The following is a 23,426-nucleotide window of genomic DNA, read 5'->3' on the forward strand; positions in this document are numbered from 1 at the left end:
CGCGAAGGGCCCCGGGATATGAATTGTCCCGGGGCCCTTGTGGCATCACCGTCGGTACTTGCGTTCGAGTTCGGCGGCGAACTCGCCCATGTGCGCGTGCAGCGTTGCTTTTCGGCGTGCTCTTTCCGCATGATCGGTTTCCATCAGATCGTCGGTGCTGCGGCGCAGTTCTTGTTCGACGACCTGCGTGCCGATCTCCATGTCGACCGCGTGTGCGCGCTCGTCCAGTTGTATATGTCTGCTGTGCTGCCGATTCGCCGATGCCAGCCGCCGCGTGACCAACCGATCGTAGGTCGTCGTACCGCTCATGAGCTTGCTCAGCACCGGCAGGCTGTCGATCATGATGAGCAGCAGTCGCAATACCCACGTCGCAATCCCGACAGTCGGAGTGTCGGCTGTGAGCCGGTCGAGCGCGTCGATCTGATCGAGAATTCCGCTTCCGCGCAGTGTCTCTCGTTTCTCGGAGACCTTCTCGGAGATGGCCGCTGCGATCTCGGCGCCGCTTATCTGCTGCGCCTGTCCGAGTTGCCGATTGAGGTCATCGATCCGGTTCTGCTGGGCGATCAAATCTGCGTATTGCTTGTCGATTCGAATGTCGAGCCGATACTGGTCGGCCAGCTGGCGGTTACGCAAGCATGCGCTGCCCTCACCGGCACGCCCGGTAAGCCCAGGCCCCGGGGTACCGGCGCATTCATCTCGTGCGAGGCGCTCCAATTCGTCCAGCTGTCGATTGATTTCATCGATGTTTGTCGTCGACTGTCTCAGCTGGTCCATTGCTCGGGTCAGCTGTTGTTGAACGGCTTCCGGAGATCCCGCGATATTCACCCGCAGGTTTTCACAGTCGCGCCCGGCTGGTGGTGCGCCTGTTATGGGGTTGCACTCGTACAGAGAGCTCTCGTACTGCCCGATCTGTGCTCGGCGGTACTCCTCGATTTCGACCTGAACGGGGGCTCGGAATACCCACAGGACAAGTGGCTCGGCGATGGCGATACCCAGCAGTACCGAAATCGCGAGCCGTGGCCCGAACACCCGGATCCTGGACCATTGCGGAACGCCGTTGGTGCTGGCGATCAGCCACCGATCAAAGGTCATGACGAGGTAGCCCCACATGATGCCGAACGGCAGTAGCAGGAACCATTGGCCCTGCGCGAGATCGGACAGGACCACGATAAATGAAAGTCCCGCTAACGCACCGGTATTCAGGATGATCGCACCGAGCATGGCATAGCGTGGCCGCTCCTCCGGTACCCAGTCGAGGATATCTTCGGAGACTCCGGCCAGAGACCGCAACCACTTGGAGAACCGACCGCTCGCCGGGGCGGTCCGTTGTCGGATTGTCGGCAATTCGTCCGCGGTGGGCAGGGCCGTGGTGGGCCGGTGGGTCATTGTCGGACGGATCGGGCGTCCTGAAGACTCACGGGCCATCTTCCTCCCTCACCTCCACCAAGTCATCGTCGGCGACGTCCGGCGGATTCGCCTCGATGCTTCTCGGCGATGGCCGGGCCCGATCGGGATGGTCGGACGATCGGTTGAGCAGTTCATCGATCGCATCCTCGAGCCCGCTCAGTGCCACGGTGTCGAGGTGTCCTCGGGCAATCAAGCCTTGGATGACCTCGACCTTGGCTTGCAGTTCCACACGTCTGTCGGCGCGTACGGCTTCCCATTCGCGTCGATATGTTTCGCGATCGTATTCATCACTCTCCCTCTGCATTTGGCTGACGGTATTGAGGAAGTCGATGTGACTCATCGCTCCGGTGGTGACCGCGTATCGCATCATGTCGACCATGTCGCTGGGCACCGCGGTGGTGAGCAACTGGTATCGGTCGAGCTCATGTCTCAACTGTTTCGACTGCAGATCGTTGCGATGCGCGTGCGCCAGATCGGCTTCCTTGTGCTCGAAGTCGGATCGGGTGGACTGTTGCTGCTGCATGTTGCGCTGCTGGAGAATCTCCAGTTTGCTACGGAAGGTCTCCTCGCGAACGGAGTTGTAGAACCCCGTGAGCTCGGAAGGCGTCAGAACTTGTGCGCTCGCGAACTTTACCTGTACACCGGGCAGTTTCGGCGGCATGAACGTGGTGAATGCCTCCGCCTGTGCGTTGAGTATGCGCCGGACATCATTGATTTCTTCGAGGTTGTGGGCGCGCCCTATCTCCTCGAGCGGATAGTGACTCTTCAGATATACCTCCAAAGTTTTTGCGATATCGGAGGTTCCCTCCTGGACCACTGCGATCGGATCATTCACCGTGCATTGGAAGGTGGCTCGAACGGTGAAGGACGAGGCATCCATCGACGGAATCTCGAGCTCGACCTCGACGGCCGCATCCTTCGAAACGTCGACCAGGCTCACATGTGACGCATCGAGCACGGTAGGGGAGTCGAGTGGCAGGGCGAAGTTATCGAGTACGTAGTCGCCGTCGACCCGATAGACGAGCCGATGGTCGGCCCTGCCGCTCGGCAGATCATCGATGGTTCGAGTTCGCCGCGGGCCGAACAACTTTCCCTTCGTGACAGGCGCGAGGCGGCGAGTATCGACGATCGGGTAACGATGATTCATGGGATATCCCTGTTGTCTGTTCTGGGTTGGGCGATGGCGGTGAGATAGGCGGCAAAGGCGGCGGTGGCCGCATCGGCACCGACACGACTCGGCGGGGAGATCGCCCGATTCGTCTCGATAATCCACCGATCGTCGTCATCGGCGGTGATGTCGTCCGCATCGTCCTCCAGTAGGCTGCTGCCTGCCTCGGTCGTGTTGTCGAAGGGCGACATTTCGGAGTGTCCGCGAATGGACTGGATCGCTCGTGAGTTCGTATGTTGGAGTGCGGTATTCAGGTGCGCAATGCCATCGGCCCATTCGGGATAGTGCTCGATGAACGTGTGGAAAGACAAGCGCCCCGAGCCGTCTCTCGCGGTGAACACGGCATGCCCGATGGAACGGGCGACCCTCCGACGGCGCACGTTCTCGGATTTCAGTTCGTTCGACAGTAGTCGGAGTACCCGGCCCGCATGCTCGGTTCCGGTGAGATTGGTGAAGAGGTTTCCGATGACACGAGTGATGTCGGGATTCGCGTCGTAGGCCCGCAAACACAGCGACCACAGTTGTTCGGTTGCCTCATGTGGGTATCTGGCGCCCAGGGCGGATTCGAAGGCTGCCGCCGCAACCCACCGACGCCATTCGTTCTCGTCATGGATCCATGTCGAGGCGATCCGAAGCGACAACGGCGCGAGGTCGTCGCGAAGTGCCATCCGGGACAACGCAACCACGCAGACGAACTGGCCCTCGGTGCCCTTGCTGCCTGTCGACCACCGATCGAGTGCGTGGCGTGCCTCATCGAAGCCGACTTCCGCGAGAACAGCCAAGCCGTCGGCAACCGACCGGATCCCGGGGGTAGTGCCTAACTTCAAGCCGTCCAGCCAGGTATGGAATGCGATCCAGTAGTCGCTGCCCATCCGATCCCACAGCTCGCGAAGGACATGTCGCTGATAGGCGGGAGAGCGGAAATCGACCTGCGACCGTCGACCGATATCGGAGTTCACCACTTCACGCATGATCAGGCCGTCGGAGTGACTCCATTCGCGCCGGCTCTGCGGGTACTTGTTTTCGGCGGTGGCAGTCCGTTCGGGCGGATCCGAGTCGAGCAGCTTATGGCATGCTGCCGCCATCGCTTCGAAAGTTCGGTCATCGGACTTGCGCGCAAACGCGAGCGCGGTGACTTCTGCTACTTGACGGTGGTCGGGCCCCCGGTCGAACCAATCCGTAACAGCTTTGCGAGCGGTGGCGTCCAGGTGATCGAACGCGTTCTCCAGCGACCGGCCCGAGTCCAACTGGGCAGCCAGATCGGTCAAGTCCCGCATCGATACGGTGCCGGTAAGTCTGTTGCACAAGATCTCCCGGGTTCGAGCGGGCAGATGCGCTGACATATGCGACTCGACGACCAGCAGTGGGTCCGGCCCGGACCATTCGACGTACCGGAGTACGTCGGAACTCTCATCCGGTTTCGTCGTGGTTGTCAGGACCAGGAAGGCTTGCGCGTCCATCAGCCGGTCGCGAAGAATTCCATGCGCGAAGCTGTTACGACTTCTGTCGGGCTCAGCGCTGTGGTCGAAGATCGCGTATCCGTGCTCCCCGTACTCACGGCGTGCCAACTGGCGAATATTCTTCTGCGGCGACAACGAGATGAGCGGCTCGGTGGCAACCTCGCGGAGCAGATTGATCGCCGCGGTGCGTTTGCCGCTTCCTGTGGGCCCCCACAGGACAACCATGCGGTGCTCCAGAAGTAACGATCTGGCTTCCGCGTGGCATTTCGGCTCGACGTAATGCGCGGTGGCACCGGCGACTTCATCATCGGGGATGCGGCCGGTACCGAGGCCTGTCCGAGCGTCGGTCTGATATGGCATGCCGAACGCTGCCTTGTTGATGGCGGCGGACTCGATGAAGGTGAAGACGATATTCGACATGCCCTGCACACCCGATGGACCTGTCCGCCCGTCGCGATGCGGCATAGGTCCGAGGTTCGGCCCTCCGGAGCCGTCCGTTGGTTTGGTCAACTCGGCCTCTGCTGGACACCGAAAACGACGTTCCGACTGTGCACCTGCTCGACGTAGGTGAAGACGTTGGTGACCGGATCATGGTTGTCGGCAGTCGGTTTCGGATCGTCGTGCTGATCCTCGGTGTGGTCGTCCGGTGCCATGGTTGCCTCATCAATCGACTGGTGACCGAGTCGCGGGCCCTCGCGCAGGAATCGCTCCTGTAGAGCGGTGAATTCATCGGGAATTACGAGGCCGAGTCTGATCAGCAATCCGTGGACTCGCCCATAGCATCTCAGCGCCTCGGCGGTGCGTCCGACCAGGTGGAGCGCGGTCATATAGAGTTCGGCGCCCTGCGTGTCATGCGGAATCTCCGCGTGCAGCCGTTGCAGCGACGGGATCCGCTCGAGGGCGTGGCCCTGCTCGACCTCGATCTGATTGAGTCGGAGTTCGGCGCTGCGGCAGGCGTTCGTCAATTGCGCCCGGTATCCGTCGATGCGCCGGCCTTCCATGCCCATCAGTGGCTTGCCGTGAATCAATTGCACTGCCGAGGACAGGAATTCGCGTGCCTGATCGTCATCGACTTGCGCCGCTCGATCGGTCAACATGCGGAATACGTGCACGTCGACCCATTCCGGGGGCACATCCAGTCGGTACGTGCCGTCGAGATGGCGAAGTTTTCGGTCCAGTCCGAGGGGTCGTAGGTACTTCGTGCGCACAATGCTGACGATCTCGTTGAGCGATGGGTCCGGCTTCTTCGGGGAGTCATCCCAGACCCACTCGATCAGTTTGCCGCGAGGGATGGGTTTTCCGGCCTCCGAAAGAAGCGCTACGAGCAGGCGGCGCTCCCGCCGTCCGCCCAGCGATACCGGAGTGTCGCCGACGTAAGCCTCGAACATGCCGAGCAGCCGGAACTGCACGATCGGCTGCGTTCTCATGCTGTCTTCGGTAGACATGTAGCTGTTCCTCATCTGCTCGAGCTCGCCTATCGGATGACCTATCCGAATCCAGTTGCGCACCTATCGGTTCCGAGTCATCTACCCATCGCGAGGGCTTTTCCTTGATATCGAAGCGGGGACAAAGGGTCTCCGGAGGCGAAGGAGAAGTCATGAGCGACAATGCATTTAGCGAGTACGATTTCATCGCGAGGTTCGCAAAGAGTACCTTCAGTGATGGAGGTGGCGACTGCGTCGAGGTCGCCTTCTTCGATGGGTGGGTCGCGGTGCGCGACTCGAAGGACCTGTTCAGTCCGGTGCTGTGGTTCACGCCGTCGGAGTGGCGGGCGTTCCTGGCCGGGGTGCGCGCCGGGGAGTTCGATCTCGGCGCCTAGCGCCGCCGAGGTGGTGCCGCAGCGGGGTTGCTGCGGCACCACCACCCCTCGTGCGGTGCGACCGGACATGTCAATCGCTCGCTGATCTGCGGATATCGGCGACGAGTGCGGACAGGAAGGTCCGGGCATCGTCGTCGAATACCGCCATCTGCCGCAGTAGATCCCACCGCCCGAGGTAGAGCTCGACCTCCTCGGGCGCTCGGATCAGCCGGTTCGCATCCACCATTTCGAGGGAGACCAGCGCGTCGTCCTCGCTTTCGTAGATGACGAAGCCGTGCGGGATCGTGGTGGTCGCCTCGACGTCGTAGCGAATCAGTCCGATCGATACATTGTCCAAGGTGCTGATCGACGCGATCCGGTCGAGTTGGGCGAGTAGGACATGGTGTGGGCCGGGCCGTAGCCGCAGTGCGGCCTCGGTGATCAGGAACTCGAATTTCTTGTCCTGGTCGAACAACGCCAGTTGGCGGTTCAGCCGGGCTGCGACTGCGGACGCGAGATCTTGTGTGGTGTACGGGAATTGGAACTTCGCGAACACCCTGCGCGCGTATTCGGCAGTTTGCAGCAGGCCCGGCACCAGTGAAGGCTGGAAGTTGCGGATGCGATCCGCGCCCGCCTCGTGGTCGCGGATGTCGTCCTGGAGGTGGTCGCGGGTTTCCAGCTCGGAACGCCACGGGGTGACCTCGTTGGCCTCGGAATGTGCCGCCTTCGTCAGGCGCCGCAACAAATTCTGGGTCTCGGGCGCGGCGTCGACTTCTCTGGCCCAATCCAGCACCTGCGGAAGCGAGGGGACGGCGATGCCCGTCTCGATCCGCGAGAGCTTCGACTGGCTGATACCGACCCGGCTCGCGAGGTCTCGTCCGGAAATGCCCGCGAGATCGCGCAGCCGCCGCAACTCGGCCGCAAGCGCATTGCGTGCGTCCGCACCCGAGTCGGCGGGATGCGAGGCGGTTGCCTCATCCATCGGCGTATCGTTTCCGGCTTGATTCATGCGACCCATAGCGATTCAAATCGAACCACCATGATTCCCGCGCGTCAATAGGCGTATCGATGTACTGGTCTTTTCGTGATTCACGGAGCCGACGGGGCGGCGGCGCGGGTCGTGGAGGCTGTCCGTCGCTGTTCGGTCGCCCGGCGCGCGGCGTCGGCGGAGGCGCTGTGTAACCGACTGTGTGCGCGTGTAAGTTGTTGGGGCGCAGAATGTTCGATCATCGACGGTGTTGGTCCGGAGCTTGGCGAGTCGGTTCCGAGGTACCTCGTTCGCGTGGGCCGCCGGTGTGGGCGCGACACTGTCGGAATGAGTGCTGAAGGCGGAACCGGCTGGCGAGGCAGCGCAATGATGCGCCCCGGCCTCCTGGTGATCGACGGCCGGATCGGCACGGCCGACCTACACGCCCACCACAGCGTGCAGGTGCTGGTGAGCCGCGAGGACGAGGTGGTATTGCGAGACGCGGCCGGTCATGAATTCACCTGCCGCGCCGGGGTCGTCCCGGCCGATGTGCCGCACGCGGTCGTCCGGGGCGCGCGCGACGGTCTGCTGATGCACTTCGATCCGGAATCCGCCGCCGGCGCCGCGCTGGCCGGCGTGGCGCAACCGGGGGAGGCAGCCGTGGCGTGGGGTCGCGCGGCCGCCGCGTTGGGCGTGGATTCCGCTAGCGGATGGTTGTGGGGCGTCGGCGCGGCAGGGAGCGGAACCGACTCACTGGAATCTGTGCGCGCCGCGGTGCGCGAATGGATGCGCACCGCCATGCTCGGCGACTCCGGGTGGCTGGATACGGAGGCTGCACGCCCGAACGCCGGACAGCGCCATCGCGCGGTCGCGGAGTTGCTTCGCCTCCTTCCCGATCGGCTGGACTCGGGGCCGATCCGGCTCCGAGATCTCGCTGAGAGTGTGCATCTCTCGGAAAGTCGTCTGGCGCACGTATTCTCGGCCGATATCGGGCTGCCGTTGCGGCCGTATGTGCGCTGGCTGCGGATGCAGCGGGCCATCGAGTTGCTGGCATCCGGAGACTCGCTGACGGCGGTGGCCCATGGCGCCGGATTCGCCGACAGCGCTCATCTGACCAGGGTCTGCCGCCGCATGTTCGGCGCGCCGCCCTCGGAATTCGCCGGCATCCGGTGGGTGGCCCGCCTGCCGCGGTGAGACGTGCACGATGGCATGCAGCAGGTTTGTTCAAGTCCGCATGCCTCCCGGGACGGCACGCTGGGGCGACAATCCGTTCGACCCATGGGAGGAACCGTGGCCCGCATGCCGCAGACCGTACGCATCGCCTTCGAGGCTGAACTCGAATCGGCCCGCACCACAACCGATCTCGACGACATGTGGCATGCACTCGAGAATGCTCACATCCTGTCGCAGTCCTGGCCGTGGCCGCATACCCGCGCGCACTGGCATATGCTCCGCCTCGCGCTGCGCTGCCGCGACCGGCGTGAGGCATTCGGCCAAGTGGTGCGTCTGTCCGTCGCGGGTATCGGATCCTCCCTCGGCCGCGTCCCCACCGGCAATACCGGCCGTACCGCCGTCGGCATCAGGACCTCGATGCCGATCCCCGCCGAGTTGAATCGCATCCTTGCCGAGGGCCGCGGCGAAACCGCCCGCAGCTAGGTTCCACGGCGGTCCCCGGTGTCGACCCGAGGTACGCGGGGGTGCTCATCGCCTGGCATTATCCGGGCATGGTCATTCCCAGCGTGCTGCCGGAACTGCCGACCACCGGAACCCCGTTCCAGACTGGATGGCCGGTTCGATACGGCGATATCGACCGCCACCAACGGGTGCGGCTGGATGCTGTCGCCCGGTATCTGCAGGACATCGGGTTCGAACACCTGGACGCGGTCGAGGACGGCGACACCCATCGGGGGTGGGTGGTGCGCCGGACCGTGATCGATGTGCTGAAGCCGATCGAATTCGGCGAACATGTCACGCTGCGCAGATGGTGTTCGGCGCTGTCCAACCGCTGGTGCAACATGCGTGTGCAGATCTGCGGCAGCGGTGGCGGGCTGATCGAGACCGAGGGTTTCCTGATCCATTTCGGAACCGAGACCGGCATGCCCGCCCGCATGAGCGACCGGTTCATGGCACCGATGATGGCCGCCACTACCGAACACCGCCTGCGCTGGAAGGCCGTCCTGACCGATCCGCTGCCCGCCGCGGACGAAGCGGGCGTCGACGAACTGCGGTTCCCGCTGCGCGTCGCCGATATCGACCTGCTGGACCACGTCAACAACGCCGTCTATCTGGGCGCGGTCGAGGAACGGCTGGCGGCTTATCCGGATCTGACCGCCGGTGCGCATCGCGTGGTCATCGAGTACGCGAAGCCGCTGCAGGCGGGGGAGGAGGTCCGGTTGGTCGGTCGCCGCACCGGGTCCGCCCTCGATATCTGGATCGCCGTGGCAGATGAGCCACGCGCGGTCGCGCGGGTGACGCCGATCTGACCGGCTAGCCATCTGGAGGCGCTTGCCTTCAGAATGGAGGTGGGCAACCGGACGTTGTCCGGTTCTGTCCGTGACCCAACTCTTTAGTTACGCTAACGTTGCTGGTGGGGGCAGGCGTAACTCACCAAGGAGGTCGGCCGATGGCGGAGACCCGGAGCGCCCGACGCATAGCGGATTTGTACGCCGATAATCGCGATATTCGCGACGCCACCCCGATCGAGTCGATCAGCGCGGCGATCCGGGAGACCGGAATCGGTCTCCCGCAGATCGTCGCGACGCTGATGGAGGGTTACGCCGACCGTCCCGCGCTCGGCAGGCGCGAGTTCGAGATCGTCACCGACGAGACCGGCCGTCGCGCGATGCGATTGCTGCCCGCCTTCACCACCGTCACCTACCGCGAACTCTGGTCTCGGGTCGGCGCACTCGCGGCCGATTGGCACAGCGCGCCCGAAAACCCGATACGGACGGGCGATTTCGTCGCCATTCTCGGCTTCACCAGCGTCGACTACACGACTGTCGACCTCGCCTGCGTGCACCTCGGTGCGGTGGCGGTGCCGTTGCAGGCGAGTGCGCCTGTCGCGCAACTGAATCCGATCCTTGCCGAGACCGCGCCGCGAATCCTCGCTACCAGCGCCGAACTGCTCGATCACGCCGTCGACTGCATTCTGGCCGGCGCGGCACCCGCCACCCTGCTCGTCTTCGACTACCACCCCCTGGACGAGGCGCGGCAGGCCGCCTTCGAATCCGCGCGCGCTCGCCTGGCGGATCGCGATGTCGTGATCGAAACCCTGGAGACGGCGCTCGACCGCGGTCGCACACGAGATTCAGCGCCGCTGGTCGAGGCGGACGACGATCGACTCTCGCTGCTCATCTACACCTCCGGCAGCACCGGAACGCCCAAGGGCGCCATGTATACCGAGCGTTTGGTGACCGCGATGTGGCTGGGCCAGCCGTTGGTCGCCGCGATCAACCTGAACTACATGCCGATGAGCCACGTCGCCGGTCGATTGACACTGCACGGGGTGCTGGCGCGCGGCGGCACCGCCTATTTCACCGCCGAGAGCGATATGTCGACACTGTTCGAGGACATCGCCCTGGTGCGCCCCACCGAGCTGTTCTTCGTGCCGCGGGTGTGCGACATGGTGTTCCAGCGCTTCCAGTACGAGGTGGATCGACGATCCGCGCCGGGCCGCGACCCGGACGCGCTCGTGGCTGAGGTGAAAGCCGAACTGCGCGAACACTTCCTGGGCGGACGCTTCATGTCGGTGCTGTGCGGCAGCGCGCCGCTGGCGGCGGAGATGAAGGCGTTCGTCGAATCGGTGCTGGAGCTGGAGCTGCACGATGGCTACGGCTCCACCGAGGCGGGCGGCGGCCTGGTGATCGACAACCGGGTGCGGCGCCCACCGGTTCTCGATTACACACTGAGCGACGTTCCCGAACTCGGCTATTTCCGCACCGACCAACCGCACCCACGCGGCGAACTCCTGATCAAGACCACCGCCATGATCCCCGGATACTACAAGCGACCGGAGATCACCGCTGAAATCTTCGACGCGGACGGCTTTTACCGCACCGGCGATATCGTCGCCGAGCTCGGTCCGGACGAACTCGTCTACGTCGACCGCCGCAATAATGTCCTCAAACTGTCTCAGGGTGAATTCGTCACCGTCGCGGCGGTCGAGGCGGCCTTCGCCAGCAGCCCGCTGATCCGCCAGATCTTCGTTTACGGCAGCAGCGAACGCGCCTATCTGCTCGCGGTGATCGTACCGACCGCCGACGCGCTGGTCATGTCGCCCGCGGTGTTGAAAACCGCACTCGGTGAATCGTTGCGGCAGCTCGCCAAGGATGCGGATCTGCACTCCTACGAGATTCCGCGCGACTTCCTGATCGAGACCGAGCCGTTCACCGTCGGCAACGGATTGCTCTCCGGCATCGGAAAGCTGCTGCGGCCCAAGCTCGAAGCGCACTACGGTGCGCGGCTGGAGCAACTGTATGCCGATCTCGCGGTGGCCCAGGCCGCGGAGTTGGTGACCCTGCACCACGGCGCCGTGGACCGGCCGGTCCTGGAGACCGTCGGTCGTGCGATTCGGGCCCTATTGGGTTGTGCGACTACCGATCTCCGCCCCGACGCGCATTTCATCGATGTGGGCGGCGATTCGCTGTCCGCGCTGTCCTTCTCGACGCTGTTGCGGGATATCTTCGGCGTCGAGGTGCCGGTCGGTGTGGTGACCAGCCCGGCGAACGATTTGCGCCGGTTGGCGAATTACATAGAGACGGAACGAAACTCGGGTTCACGGCGACCGAGCTTCGAATCGGTGCACGGTGCGGGCGCTACGGTCAGGGCCCGGGAACTCGCACTGGACAAATTCATCGACGCACCGACCCTCGCCGCCGCGGGGGCGCTGCCCCTCGCTACCGGCGCGCATACCGTACTGCTGACCGGCGCGAACGGCTATCTGGGCCGATTCCTCTGTCTCGAATGGCTCGAGCGTCTGAATTCGACCGGCGGACAATTGATCTGCCTGGTGCGCGGTGTCGACGCCAGCGCGGCCCGGCAGCGGCTCACCTCCGCCTTCGAAACCGGCGATACCGAATCGGCCCGGTACTTCCACGAGCTGGCCGCATCCCGCCTGGAGGTCATTGCCGGGGATGTCGGAGACCCGAATCTCGGTCTGGACGAGGCCACCTGGCATCGCCTGGCCGATACCGTCGATGTGATCGTCCACCCGGCCGCATTGGTCAACCATGTGCTCCCATATCGAGAGTTGTTCGGCCCCAATGTCGTCGGCACCGCCGAACTCATCCGCCTGGCGCTCACCACCCGGCGCAAGCCGATCACCTATCTCTCGACCGTCGCGGTCGCCGCGCAGATCGACCCCGCCGACTTCGACGAGGACGGCGATATCCGGCTCATGAGCCCGGTCCGTGCCGTGGACGAGAGCTACGCCAACGGGTACGGGAACAGTAAATGGGCCGGTGAGGTGCTGTTGCGCGAGGTGCACGATCGCTACGGTCTCCCGGTCGCGGTGTTCCGTTCGGACATGATCCTGGCGCACAGCCGCTACGCGGGTCAGGTGAATCTCCCCGATATGTTCACGAGGCTGTTGCTCAGTCTGCTGGTCACCGGAATCGCCCCGTACTCCTTCTACGAGACCGACGCCGAAGGTAACCGGCAACGCGCCCACTACGACGGTCTCCCCGTGGATTTCACCGCGGCGGCCATCACATCGCTCGGCGCCCGGACGACGGCGGGTTTCCGGACCTATGACGTCCTCAATCCGCACGAGGACGGCATCTCCCTGGATACCTTCGTGGACTGGCTGATCGAGGCGGGCCACCCCATTCGGCGTATCACCGACTATCGAGAGTGGTTCTCCCGCTTCGAGACCGCGTTGCGCCGACTACCCGAAGACCAACGCAGGCATTCGCTGCTGCCCCTACTGCACGCCTACCGCAGGCCGAGTAGGCCGCTGCCCGGCGCCGCGCTGCCCGCCAAGCGGTTCCAAGCCGCCGTGCAAGCCGCGAATCCAGGGCCGGACGGCGACATTCCGCACCTGTCGGCGGCCTTGATCACGAAGTACGGCACCGACCTGCGGCAGTGGGGTCTCCTGCGCTGACGGTTGTCGGCCGGTCGCGGCGACGAGCAGCGGTCCGTAACTAGAACTCGTTCTATACAACTTCTATAGTTTGTCTTATGCTTGTGCCATGAAGACAGAGTTGTCTCAGCGGCCGCGCTTCGAGTTGCGGAGCGGGGAGACGTGGCGTGACCCCTGGACGATGTATCGCGAGCTGCGCGACCACGATCCGGTGCACCACGTCATCCCGCAGGACGATCCGGGCAGCGACTACTACGTGCTGTCCCGCTACGCGGACGTCTACGCGGCCGCGCGGGATGTCGCGACGTTCTCCTCGGCACAGGGCCTGACCGTCGACTACACCCCGCTCGACGAGATCGGGCTCCCGCAGCCGCGGCCGTTCGTGTTCACCGACCCGCCGGACCACACCACCTTCCGCAAGCAGGTGATGAAGGGATTCACCCCGCGTCAGGTGCGGTCGGTCGAACCGCAGGTCCGGGCATTCGTCGTGGAGCGGCTGGAGCGACTGCGCGCGGCGGGGGAGGGTGATATCGTCGTCGAACTGTTCAAGCCGCTGCCGAGTATGGTGGTCGCGCACTATCTCGGTGTGCCGGAGGGGGATCGGGCGCGCTTCGACGAATGGACCGATCTCATCATGACCGCCTCGGCGGGCGGCAGCCCGTTGCACGCCCAGGAGGCGGTGGGTGAATTGATGCAGTACTTCACCGGATTGATCGAGCGCCGCCGGGCCGAACCCTGCGACGACACCATCTCGCACCTGGTCGCCTCGGGAATGGGTGCGGACGGTGACTACGCGGGCATCATCTCGATCCTCGGATTCGCATTCACCATGATCACCGGCGGCAACGACACCACCACCGGCAATCTCGGCGGCGCGGTGCAGTTACTCACCCGCTATCCCGATCAGCGCCGCCTGCTCATCGACAATCCCGCGCTCATTCCCGATGCGGTGGAGGAGTTCCTGCGGCTCACCTCGCCCGTGCAGGGTTTGGCGCGCACGCTCACGCATGATGTCGAGATCGACGGCACCGTGATTCCGGCCGGGCGTCGGGCGCTCTTGCTGTATGCCTCGGCGAATCACGATGAACGGCAATTCGGTCCGACCGCGGGCGAACTCGAGGTGTTGCGCCGACCCACCCGGATCCTGACCTTCAGCCATGGCAATCATCACTGCCTCGGCGCTGCTGCCGCCCGGATGGTGGCCTGTGTCGCGCTGGAGGAGTTACTGGCCCGCTGTCCCGATTTCGACGTCGATATCGACGGGGTCCGCTACGCCCCCGGCAGCTATGTGCGGTGGCCGGATCGAGTGCCGTTCCGGGTGTCGGCGTGAACGACTGGCTGCGGCCCACCCGCGCGGATATCGCAGCCGAGCAGATTCTCGACGCCGCAGCCCAACTGTTCGTCGAACGCGGCGTGACGAATACCGGCATGGGCGATGTGGCACGCGCGGCGGGATGCTCGCGGGCGACGCTGTATCGGTACTTCCCGAACCGCCAGTCCTTGCGTATCGCCTTCGTACACCGCGAGGCGCGCCAGGTCGCCGCCGCCGTCGCCACGGAGGTGGCCGGCGTCGCGGATCCCGGCGAGCGGGTCGTCGCCGCGATGATGGCCTCGATCCGGCTGGTGCGGGCCGACCCGACCCTGATCGCCTGGTTCGGCGCGGGCGATGCCGGACTGGCCAACGAGATCGGCCGGACCTCCGATGTCATCGAGGCGATCGGGGCCGGGCTGCTCCCGACCGCGACCATGGCTGACGCCGACCGGTCCCGGCTGGCCCGCTGGGCGGCCCGTGTGATCATGTCGTTCCTCACCGCGCCCGGCCGCGATGAGGCCGACGAGCGCGCGATGCTCGAGCGGTTCGTCGCGCCGGTCGTCACCGAAACGCTCGAACGTCTTGTCGCACAATATAATCCGAATGGCTGAGGCTCCCGGCCGGGTCAGTAGCCGAGGCGCACATCGTGGGCGACCTCGCCGCCGGATACCATGACGCGGCTGGTCACCGGAGGGTAGCCGCGCGCGACGACGGTGTACTGACCCTCCGGCAGATCCGGCACGACGTACCTGCCGTGCTCGTCGGTGCGCGCGGACGCGGTCAGGTCGCCCGCGGCATCCAGGACGGTGATCTGAATATCGGGTACCGCCCGGTCATCGTCGGCCCTGGCCGATCCGGCGAGCACCGCCATCGGCGCGAGTTCCACATCGTGGCGCAGCAATCCGCTGTCCGGCACCGTGAGGGTCGTCGCGCCCGGCCGCATATGGTCGGCCACCGCCACCAGGGTGTAGGTGCCCGGGACCACGCCACGGCACAGGTACGCGCCGTCGCTCGCGCTGACGGCCGCGCCGACGACCTCGCCGTGCGGGTCCGTGAGCGTAATCGTGGCGCCCTCGAGCGGAGTGCCACGACGAGCCGAACGGACCACACCGGACAACTCGCCGGATCCGAGCAGGGTCAGATCGAGCTTGTGCGTCCGCCAGCCGACCGTCACGCTGACGGCGGCGGGCTGATGCCCGGTCGCCGCGGCGATCAGCACGTAATTGCCCGGGTCGGGCGCGGCGATGGAGTAGGCGCCATCGCCCTCGCCGATGGCACGGGCGGCCTGGTGGCCGCGCTGATCGATGAGGGTGAGCGCGGCGGCGGGGACCGGATGCCCGTCCTCCCGGCATACCCGGCCGCCGATCGAAAACCGTTCCGGAACAGGATCTTCGGTCACCGCCTCGGCGGATATCGCCGAAACCCGGTGCGGTCCGCCACTGTGATGCGCGGCCGCGGCCAGCACCGGTTCGGGTTCGGACAGTACTTCCGCGGCACCCTCCCAGATCTGTGCCTCGTCCCAGCTCGACTCGGAGGGCTCCGTCGCTTCCGGCTCCGCGAGCGCGGCGGCGACGTCCTGGAGCGGAATCTCCTTCATGAACATCAGCACCACGCAGGCGAGCACCGCGATGGCCGCGGCGACCAGGAATACGGCCTGCATGGATTCGGTGAATCCGGTCAGGATCGGCACCCGAACTTCCCCCGGCAGGGCCGCGAGCCCGCTTGTGCTGCTCTGCATGCTGGTGAGCTGGGCGGAGTCGAAGCCCTCCGGCAGATGCCCGCCGAACGCATCGATGATCCGGTGCGGCAACAGATTGAACAGGATCGTCAGGAATACCGCGACGCCCAGGGTCCCCCCGATCTGGCGGAAGAAGGTGGCCGCCGCGGTAGACACTCCCATATCCACCGGCGGCCCCGCATTCTGCGCGGCGATGATGAGGGTCTGCATACATCCGCCGAGCCCGAAGCCGATGATCCCGCCGCAGAGCAGCGGTTGCCAGAGCGGGCTGTCGTATTCCACCAGCGCGTGCAGCGCGGACCCGAGCGCGATAACGAACGATCCGATGACCGGCAGTATCTTGTAGCGCCCGGTCTTCTTGGTGATCACTCCGGCGATCTGCGATCCGACCATGATGCCGAGCACCAGCGGCAGCATCAGCAGACCGGCCTTGGTCGGTGAGTAGCCGCGCACGACCTGGAAGTACAACGGCACCAGGACAATCGCGCCGAACATCGCGACACCGACAATGAATCCGCCCACAATGGCAACGCTGAACGTGGAGCTCCGGAACAGCCGCAGCGGGATCAACGCGGCATCCTTCATCAGGAATTCGACGAGGATGAACAGCACCAGCCCCGCCGCACCGACCCCGTAGCAGAGCAGGGCGCGATCCGAGCTCCAACCCCACTCCCTGCCCTGCTCGGCCACGATCAACAGCGGCACCGCGCATACGGTGAGTGTCAGCGCGCCGAACCAGTCGATCCGATGCCGCTGGCGCTGATGCGGCACGTTCAACACCTTGGCGACCACCAGAAACGCCAGCACGCCGACCGGAACATTGACCAGGAACACCCAGCGCCAACCCTCGAGGCCACCTAGTTCGGCGTAGTTCGAGAAGAATCCGCCCAGCACCGGACCGAGAACAGTGGCCGAGCCGAACACGATCATGAAATAGCCCTGGTAACGCACCCGTTCCCGGGCGGGCACGATATCGCCGATAATGGTGAAGGCCAGCGACATCAACCCACCCGCGCCCAGGCCCTGGAACGCGCGGAATCCGGCCAGCTGGTACATCGAGGTGGCGAAGGTGCATGCCACCGAACCGATCACGAACAAGCCGATCGCCGTGAGATAGAACGGCTTTCGCCCGTATATATCGGCCAGCTTGCCGTATAGCGGGGTGGTGATGGTCGCGGTGATCAAATAGGCCGTTGTCGCCCAGGCCTGTTCGTCGAAACCGTTCAGGCTGTTGGCGATCTGCACGATCGCCACGCTGACAATGTTCTGATCCAGCGCGGCCAGGAAGATGCCGAGCAGTAGGCCGGACAAAATGGTCAGGATCTGCCGATGCGACAGCGACGCGCCTGATTCCGGGACCGGTGCCCGGGTGGTGGTGGAATTCGTCATAGAGAAGCCCTGGTTCTTTTCGACCGTCTGTCGTGGAGTAAAGCCAAGTGCCGCAAACGAAACTACTGTTGCCGATGAATACTTCGGGTACGCGACCGCCGTCGTTGCGAGACCGGCGCCATCGCACGGCGCCCGCGAGTCCCATTCCCCACCAGCAGATTTGATCAGCGCGAACAACTAGTTGTGGTGGGTCACTATACATACCGTCCGCATGCGATCCGGCCGGGCAGCCCGGCTCACGCGCCATCGCGTCGCAACGTCTCGGTCGGATGGGCAACGACGCGGTCGATAACGGGCACTGTTTTCCAGGCGTCGAACACTTCATATCGCGGGGCGGTGGCGGCAGGATGCCGCACGGGCCTCGGTCCGAGCTGAGCGGCCGGGTACGGGGCCGGCCGTCGTGTTCTCGGGCCGGTAGCCGCGCACAAAATAAATCGCCCTCGCGCGGTGGTGGCGGCGGGGTAAATTGCGGGCAGAGCAACTCCCGATCGACTCCCGCGCAGAAGGGATCGAGATTGATGAGATCTGCTACGCGCCGCCGACTACACGCGGCGGCAACGACTACGGTCGCTATCGCCCTCGCCGTCGCCGCCGTCGCGTGCGGATCGAATGATCGCGACGAAACCGAGCAGCGCATTACCTCGCTGCCTCGGAATATCGAGCAGAGCGACGACCCGAACGCCGAGAAGATCGTGGATATCGTGCGCGCGCACATGTCCGAACTCCACCTCAGCGCCGCTGTATTCGGCGTGTGGCGCGGTGACGAAGTCATCGTGACCGGGGCGCTCGGCGAATCCCCGCTGGCTGTGCCCGCGACGCGGGATATGCAACTGCGCGTCGGCCAGCCGATGGAGCCCATGCTGTCGACGGTGCTTTTACAGCTCGGCGAAGCGGGAACGCTGGGCCTCGACGAGCCCATCGCCAAGTGGGTGCCCGACTTTCCACGGGCCGACAAGATCACGCCCCGCATGCTCGCCAATGGCACGACCGGGATCTCGGATTACGTGACAAACCCCGAGTTCCTGAAGATCTTCTACGCAAATCCTATGAAGGGCTTTACCGCTCAGGAAATCTTCGACCTGGCGAACTCGCGCCCGCCGCTGTTCGAACCGGGGACCGATTGGGCCTACGCGCACAGCGATTCATGTCTGCTCGGGGTCGTCCTCGAGAAGGCAACCGGCCGCCCCTTGGGTGATCTGCTGAAGGAGCGGATCTTCGAGCCGCTCGGCATGGATAAGAGCAGTGTCGTGCTGACTCCTCAGATGACCGAACCGATCCTGCACGGCTACACCAACGAACGCGGCGTCTTCGAAGACTCGACCTTCTGGAATCCCACGGCCTTCCTCAACAGCGGCAATATGAACTCCACGGTGGCCGAGGTCGGACGATGGGTTCGTGCGCTCGGCACCGGTGAGGTGGTCTCCGACACGGTGTTCGAGGAGATGATGGCGGCCAAGACGGCCGGGTTGGGGCCGTTGACCCCGGAGAAGTACTTCGCTTACGGGACCGTCCATTTCAATAGTTGGCTGTTCATGGACCCGGCGTTCGGGGGCTATCACGGTGTCGCTCTCTACGAAACGAATTCCAAGACCGCGATCGTCGTGTACGTCACGCTCGGACCGGCCGCCGACACGGATATCGACAACGCCGTCCCCATCGGAAATGCCATCGGTACACTGCTCCTGCCCGTCAATCCGCCGAAAGTATTCTGACCGGGGACCGGTCCATGCGGCTGTGTCCGTCGATACCTGCCGATGATCGTGGAGCGCAAACATCTCGGCTGACAGCAGGGTTTCAAATGGCTGATGGGGCGCTCTGAGCAATTTAGAAGCAATTTGGAATCTGTAGCAATGTCGGCGCCGTATCATCCTGCTTCTCGCCATGTGTCGAGATGCTCTCGTTGAAACGGGCGCGCGGGCATCGAGTTCGACGTGAAAGTATACTGCGCACAGCAGCGTTGCCGCATTCAATGCGAAGCATGCTGCGGAGTCCAACTTGTGTCTTGACTGGAGTTCCTCGACGGTACGACGATGGTCCGATGACCGGCGATGATGAATTGCTCCAGGTCGAGCAGGTGATCGAACGTCTGATCACTCGATACCCTGCTGTCTCACCTGTTGACATAGAGCACATTGTTCGCAATATTCACAAGCGCTTCGCGGCGGGGCGTATACGGGATTTCGTGCCACTTCTCGTCGAAAAAGCAGCGCGACACGATATCGGTAACCGAGTATCGGAGGTAGCCGCGATCGCTCCTGTAGTACAGGATCTCGGCAAATACGCCGAGTCGCAGCAACTGCTAACGATGCAGTCGGCTGGCAAACCGAGCTCCGCAGTCGAACGGCCGCCCGAATCGCGGCATTCGAACGACCTGTGAGGAGAATGGTGGGAAAGAAGTCCGATCGCAAGAAGGCCAGGCCGAAAAGATCCGGTAGCACCGGTTCGCGGGCGTCGAATGGCGAATTGGTCGAGCTCGGAGCAGCGCGGGAGCCCGGCACCGCCCGACCGATGAAGAACAAGGAGTACCGCCGACTGCTGCGGCCGCTGGATGCCGAACTCGTCGCGTTGCAGGAGTGGGTGAAGGCGTCGGGGGCGCGGATCTGCATCCTGTTCGAGGGCCGCGACACCGCGGGCAAGGGTGGCGTGATCAAGACGATTACCGCCAGGGTGAGCCCGCGGGTCTTCCGTGTCGTCGCCCTGCCGGCGCCGACCGAGCGTGAGAAGTCGCAGATGTATGTGCAGCGCTACCTGCCCTATCTTCCCGCGGCAGGGGAGATCGTGATCTTCGACCGCAGTTGGTACAACCGCGCCGGTGTGGAACGGGTAATGGGTTTCTGCACCCAGGAGCAAGCACAGCATTTCCTTCAACTGATCCCGGCGGTCGAACGCGCGATCGTGGACTCCGGGGTGATTCTGCTGAAGTACTGGCTGGAGGTCAGCGAGGAGCAGCAGACACTGCGACTGCAGAGCCGTATCGACGATCCTCGCAAGATCTGGAAGCTGTCGGATCTGGATCTGAAGTCCTACAGCCGGTGGTACGACTACTCCCGGGCCCGCGACGAGATGTTCCACCTCACCGACACCGGCTGGGCGCCTTGGTACGTCGCGGTCAACGACGACAAGAAGCGCGGGCGGCTCAACATCATCAGCCACCTCCTGAGCCGGATCCCCTACGGACCTCTGCACCACCCGGATATATCCCTGCCACAGCGGCAGAGTGCCCACGGCTACCAGGCGCCGATGCAACCACTGCACTGGATTCCGACTCCCTACTGAGCGTCGAGCCGGGAAAGGACGAGCGGTCATGGCATCCACCCACGCCGCGCCGAACGACCAGGCGCACGGACTCACCACCGCGCAGACGCCGCCGAGTTGGCACGCGCAGGACGCCGGGTCCGTCGTGTCGGCACTGGCCTCCGATGCGCAGTCCGGTCTGGGGGCCGCCGATGTGGATGAACGCCGCCGCCGGTATGGCTCCAATGCGATTGTGTCCGAGCCGGTTCCGTCGATGTGGGTGCTCGGGCTGCTACAACTGAAGGATCCGATGAACCTGATGCTGGTCGCGGTGGCGGTGGTCAGCATCGTTATCGGTGAGATCTCGACGGCGCTCGTGGTCGCGGTGCTCGTCGGGCTCAATGTGGTGCTTGGCACACGGCAGGAATTGAAAGCGCGCGCCAGCGTGGACGCGCTGGCGAAAATGCAGATACCGCAGGCACGGACGATGCGCGACGGCGTCCTGATCCAGCTCGACGCCACCGAACTCGTGCCCGGCGACATCGTCCAGCTCGAAGCGGGCGATATCGTCCCCGCGGACGGCCGCTTGCTCACCTCGGCCACCTTGGAAACGCAGGAGGCGGCCCTCACCGGTGAGAGCGCACCGGTCGCGAAGAACCCCCAAACCCTCGACGACGCCGATATCGCCCTCGGTGACCGCACCGATATGGTCTTTCAGAACACCTCGGTCACCCGTGGCACCGCCACCATGGTGATCACCGAAACCGGCATGAATACCCAGATGGGCCGGATCGCGTCGATGCTCTCGGCGGTCGCACCGAAAAAGTCTCCGCTACAGCGCGAATTGGATTCGCTCACCAAGGTGCTCGGCGTCATCGCATGGACGTCGGTAGCGATTATCCTGGTCATCGGAATCAGCCGGGGTGACGACCTCACAACCCTTCTGCTGCTGGGCATTTCCATGGGCGTTTCGGCGATCCCGACCGGCCTCCCGACATTTGTCCAAGCGATGCTGGCCTATGGCGCGCGTCAGCTCGCCGAAGCCAAAGCCGTCGTGAAGAACCTCACCGACGTCGAGACGCTCGGCGCGACCAGCGCCATCAATTCGGATAAGACCGGCACACTGACGATGAATCAGATGACCGTCCGGTCGCTGTACTTCCACACCCGGTGGTACTCGGTGGAAGGTGAGGGCTACAGCAAATCGGGCAAGATCACCCACGCCGCAGGCGATCCCACCCCGGATTTCACCTTGCTGGCCTACGGGTTGTGCCTCGACAGCGACGCCACCGTCTCCGACACCGGCGAGGTCGTCGGCGATCCGACCGAGGCCGCGCTGGTGGTGCTCGCGGCGAAGATCGGCGTCGATGCCGCACTCACCCGGCGGAACTATCCACGTGTGGCGGCGGTGCCGTTCGACTCGGCATACAAATTCATGGCGACGTTCCACCACCTCCAGGTCGACGGCGCCACCCAGTTCGTAGAACTGGTCAAGGGCGCACCCGATATGGTCCTGGCTCGATGCGGGACCGCCTTCCGGCCGGGTCGGGTAACGGTGCCGATCGATGAGGTACGCGAGGAACTGACCGCGGCGATCCGGACCATGTCCGAGAAGGGACTTCGCGTGCTGGCCTTCGCCGCCCGCCGCCTCGACGGGCAGGAGGACGCGGTGCGATCCGACCCCATGTCCTTCGTCGAGGACCTCACCTTCGTCGGCATGGCGGGGATCATCGATCCTCTTCGCCCGGAGGCGATCACCTCGGTGCGTACCGCGCACCAGGCCGGCATCGACGTCCGGATGATCACCGGCGACCACGCGGTCACCGCCTCCGCCATCGGCGCCGAACTCGGACTCGGCCCGGGCGCGATCGGCGGGGCCGAACTCCAGGCCATGTCCGACGAGGCCCTGTCGGCGGCGCTTCCGGACCTGCACGTATTCGGCCGTGTCACCCCCCAGGACAAATTGCGCCTGGCCGACATCATGCAGAAAGGCGGGGCGGTCGTGGCCATGACCGGCGACGCCGTCAACGACGCCGCCGCCCTGAAGAAAGCCGATATCGGCGTTGCCATGGGCTCGGGCAGCGAGGTCACCAAGCAGGCGGGCAAGATGGTGCTCACCGACGACAACTTCGGGACCCTGATCACCGCGATCCACCTGGGTCGCAACATCTACGACAAGATCGTGTCCTATATCCGCTATCAGATGTCGAAGCTGTTCTCACTGGTTCTGCTGTTCCTCGTCGCGAGCATCTTCGACATCAACGACGGGGTCGCGCTCACCCCGCTGATGGTGCTGTTCCAGCACTTCTTCATCACCCTGTTCCCGGTGGCCGTCATCATGGTCGATCCTCCGGCGCCCGACCTGATGAACAAGCCGCCCCGTGACCCCGCGAAGCCGATAGCCAACCGCGCGGCGTTCACACAGTGGTTGGCGTACGGAATTCTGCAGTTCGCGGTCACACTCGCCGCCATGCTTCTCGCCCCGGGCGATATGAGTACCACCGAGGCGAACGTCCCCATGACCACGGCATTCGTGGTGCTGTCCTTCGGTTCGATTCTCAGCGGCCTCGTCATGCGACGCGATCCGGAATCCGGTGTAACCCCACCGGTTCTGAGCGCGCTCAAAATCCTGTCGATCCCGATCATCGTCACCGTCTGCGCCGTCGAAATCGGCTTCCTGCAAGACCTGCTCATGACGACGTCGCTGACCGGCGGCCAATGGCTGGCCTGCCTCGGTTGGTCGATGATCATCCCGATCGTCGTGGAAGCGGAGAAGGCACTGCGGCGCCGACGCCGTCTCCGGTCCACGCCGCCCGCACCGATACCCACCGCGGTCGCCGTGGAACCGCAGCGCGCACGTCTGCGCTGAGGCCG

At 64.4% G+C, this 23,426-nt stretch carries 16 protein-coding genes and 1 pseudogene; 11 read left to right on the forward strand and 6 right to left on the reverse strand.

The genetic code is table 11. From position 1 onward, the window contains the following. Nucleotides 1–45: 45 nt before the first annotated feature. The 4 genes from AB0H61_RS32820 to AB0H61_RS32835 all read right to left on the reverse strand — a co-directional run bounded on the left by AB0H61_RS32820 (nucleotide 46) and on the right by AB0H61_RS32835 (nucleotide 5,462). Nucleotides 46–1,425 carry a DUF4407 domain-containing protein gene (locus AB0H61_RS32820; RefSeq protein WP_357311629.1) on the reverse strand — a complete coding sequence of 460 codons (1,380 nt, stop codon included), beginning with the start codon at nucleotides 1,423–1,425 and terminating at the stop codon, nucleotides 46–48. Beyond that, the gene (locus AB0H61_RS32825; RefSeq protein WP_357311630.1) at nucleotides 1,415–2,347 is read right to left on the reverse strand and encodes a hypothetical protein; all 933 of its coding nucleotides are present in this window, start codon (nucleotides 2,345–2,347) and stop codon (nucleotides 1,415–1,417) included. Before AB0H61_RS32825 ends, AB0H61_RS32820 begins: the two co-directional genes overlap by 11 nt. A 203-nt stretch (nucleotides 2,348–2,550) precedes the next feature. Then, complete coding sequence (locus tag AB0H61_RS32830; RefSeq protein ID WP_357311631.1) at nucleotides 2,551–4,455, reverse strand: hypothetical protein; 1,905 nt, start codon at nucleotides 4,453–4,455, stop codon at nucleotides 2,551–2,553. Between the two features lie 86 nt (nucleotides 4,456–4,541). After that, on the reverse strand, nucleotides 4,542–5,462 hold the full coding sequence (locus AB0H61_RS32835; RefSeq protein WP_357311632.1) for a BTAD domain-containing putative transcriptional regulator: 921 nt from the start codon (nucleotides 5,460–5,462) through the stop codon (nucleotides 4,542–4,544). Between the two features lie 170 nt (nucleotides 5,463–5,632). Between AB0H61_RS32835 and AB0H61_RS32840 the strand changes: the two genes are divergently transcribed. Continuing rightward, nucleotides 5,633–5,854, forward strand: coding sequence for a DUF397 domain-containing protein (locus tag AB0H61_RS32840; RefSeq protein ID WP_357311633.1), 222 nt, complete (start codon nucleotides 5,633–5,635; stop codon nucleotides 5,852–5,854). Nucleotides 5,855–5,924: 70 nt separating this feature from the next. Here the strand turns inward: AB0H61_RS32840 and AB0H61_RS32845 are convergent, their stop codons facing one another. Continuing rightward, nucleotides 5,925–6,815: a helix-turn-helix transcriptional regulator gene (locus AB0H61_RS32845; RefSeq protein ID WP_357311634.1), complete on the reverse strand. Its 891-nt coding sequence runs from the start codon at nucleotides 6,813–6,815 to the stop codon at nucleotides 5,925–5,927. Nucleotides 6,816–7,148: 333 nt separating this feature from the next. Here AB0H61_RS32845 and AB0H61_RS32850 point away from each other — a divergent pair, with 333 nt between their 5' ends. The 6 genes from AB0H61_RS32850 to AB0H61_RS32875 all read left to right on the forward strand — a co-directional run bounded on the left by AB0H61_RS32850 (nucleotide 7,149) and on the right by AB0H61_RS32875 (nucleotide 14,802). After that, complete coding sequence (locus tag AB0H61_RS32850; protein ID WP_357311635.1) at nucleotides 7,149–7,994, forward strand: helix-turn-helix transcriptional regulator; 846 nt, start codon at nucleotides 7,149–7,151, stop codon at nucleotides 7,992–7,994. A gap of 105 nt (nucleotides 7,995–8,099) precedes the next feature. Next, a complete protein-coding gene (locus AB0H61_RS32855; RefSeq protein WP_357311636.1) occupies nucleotides 8,100–8,456 on the forward strand; it encodes a DUF3703 domain-containing protein in 357 nt (118 codons plus the stop codon). A gap of 68 nt (nucleotides 8,457–8,524) precedes the next feature. Beyond that, nucleotides 8,525–9,283, forward strand: coding sequence for an acyl-ACP thioesterase domain-containing protein (locus tag AB0H61_RS32860; RefSeq protein ID WP_357311637.1), 759 nt, complete (start codon nucleotides 8,525–8,527; stop codon nucleotides 9,281–9,283). 140 nt (nucleotides 9,284–9,423) lie between these two features. Continuing rightward, complete coding sequence (car, locus tag AB0H61_RS32865) at nucleotides 9,424–12,900, forward strand: carboxylic acid reductase (RefSeq protein ID WP_357311638.1); 3,477 nt, start codon at nucleotides 9,424–9,426, stop codon at nucleotides 12,898–12,900. Nucleotides 12,901–12,988: 88 nt separating this feature from the next. After that, complete coding sequence (locus AB0H61_RS32870) at nucleotides 12,989–14,209, forward strand: cytochrome P450 (protein WP_357311639.1); 1,221 nt, start codon at nucleotides 12,989–12,991, stop codon at nucleotides 14,207–14,209. Continuing rightward, nucleotides 14,206–14,802: a helix-turn-helix domain-containing protein gene (locus AB0H61_RS32875; protein ID WP_357311640.1), complete on the forward strand. Its 597-nt coding sequence runs from the start codon at nucleotides 14,206–14,208 to the stop codon at nucleotides 14,800–14,802. The genes AB0H61_RS32870 and AB0H61_RS32875 overlap by 4 nt, the downstream gene beginning before the upstream one ends. A 14-nt stretch (nucleotides 14,803–14,816) precedes the next feature. Here the strand turns inward: AB0H61_RS32875 and AB0H61_RS32880 are convergent, their stop codons facing one another. After that, complete coding sequence (locus AB0H61_RS32880; protein ID WP_357311641.1) at nucleotides 14,817–17,318, reverse strand: MFS transporter; 2,502 nt, start codon at nucleotides 17,316–17,318, stop codon at nucleotides 14,817–14,819. A gap of 518 nt (nucleotides 17,319–17,836) precedes the next feature. Here AB0H61_RS32880 and AB0H61_RS32885 point away from each other — a divergent pair. The 4 genes and pseudogenes from AB0H61_RS32885 (at nucleotide 17,837) to AB0H61_RS32900 (ending at nucleotide 23,421) form a co-directional block, all read left to right on the forward strand. Continuing rightward, nucleotides 17,837–19,030, forward strand: coding sequence for a serine hydrolase domain-containing protein (locus AB0H61_RS32885; RefSeq protein ID WP_357311642.1), 1,194 nt, complete (start codon nucleotides 17,837–17,839; stop codon nucleotides 19,028–19,030). 326 nt (nucleotides 19,031–19,356) lie between these two features. Continuing rightward, nucleotides 19,357–19,551 (forward strand): annotated as a pseudogene (locus AB0H61_RS32890) (three-helix bundle dimerization domain-containing protein); the annotation flags it as partial. Nucleotides 19,552–19,703: 152 nt separating this feature from the next. Further along, nucleotides 19,704–20,594: a polyphosphate kinase 2 gene (gene ppk2 / locus AB0H61_RS32895; protein ID WP_357311643.1), complete on the forward strand. Its 891-nt coding sequence runs from the start codon at nucleotides 19,704–19,706 to the stop codon at nucleotides 20,592–20,594. A gap of 28 nt (nucleotides 20,595–20,622) precedes the next feature. After that, nucleotides 20,623–23,421, forward strand: a complete 2,799-nt coding sequence (locus tag AB0H61_RS32900) for a cation-translocating P-type ATPase (protein WP_357311644.1) — start codon at nucleotides 20,623–20,625, stop codon at nucleotides 23,419–23,421. Nucleotides 23,422–23,426 lie beyond the last annotated feature (5 nt).

The organism is Nocardia sp. NPDC050710 (assembly GCF_040654375.1).
Lineage (GTDB): Bacteria > Actinomycetota > Actinomycetes > Mycobacteriales > Mycobacteriaceae > Nocardia.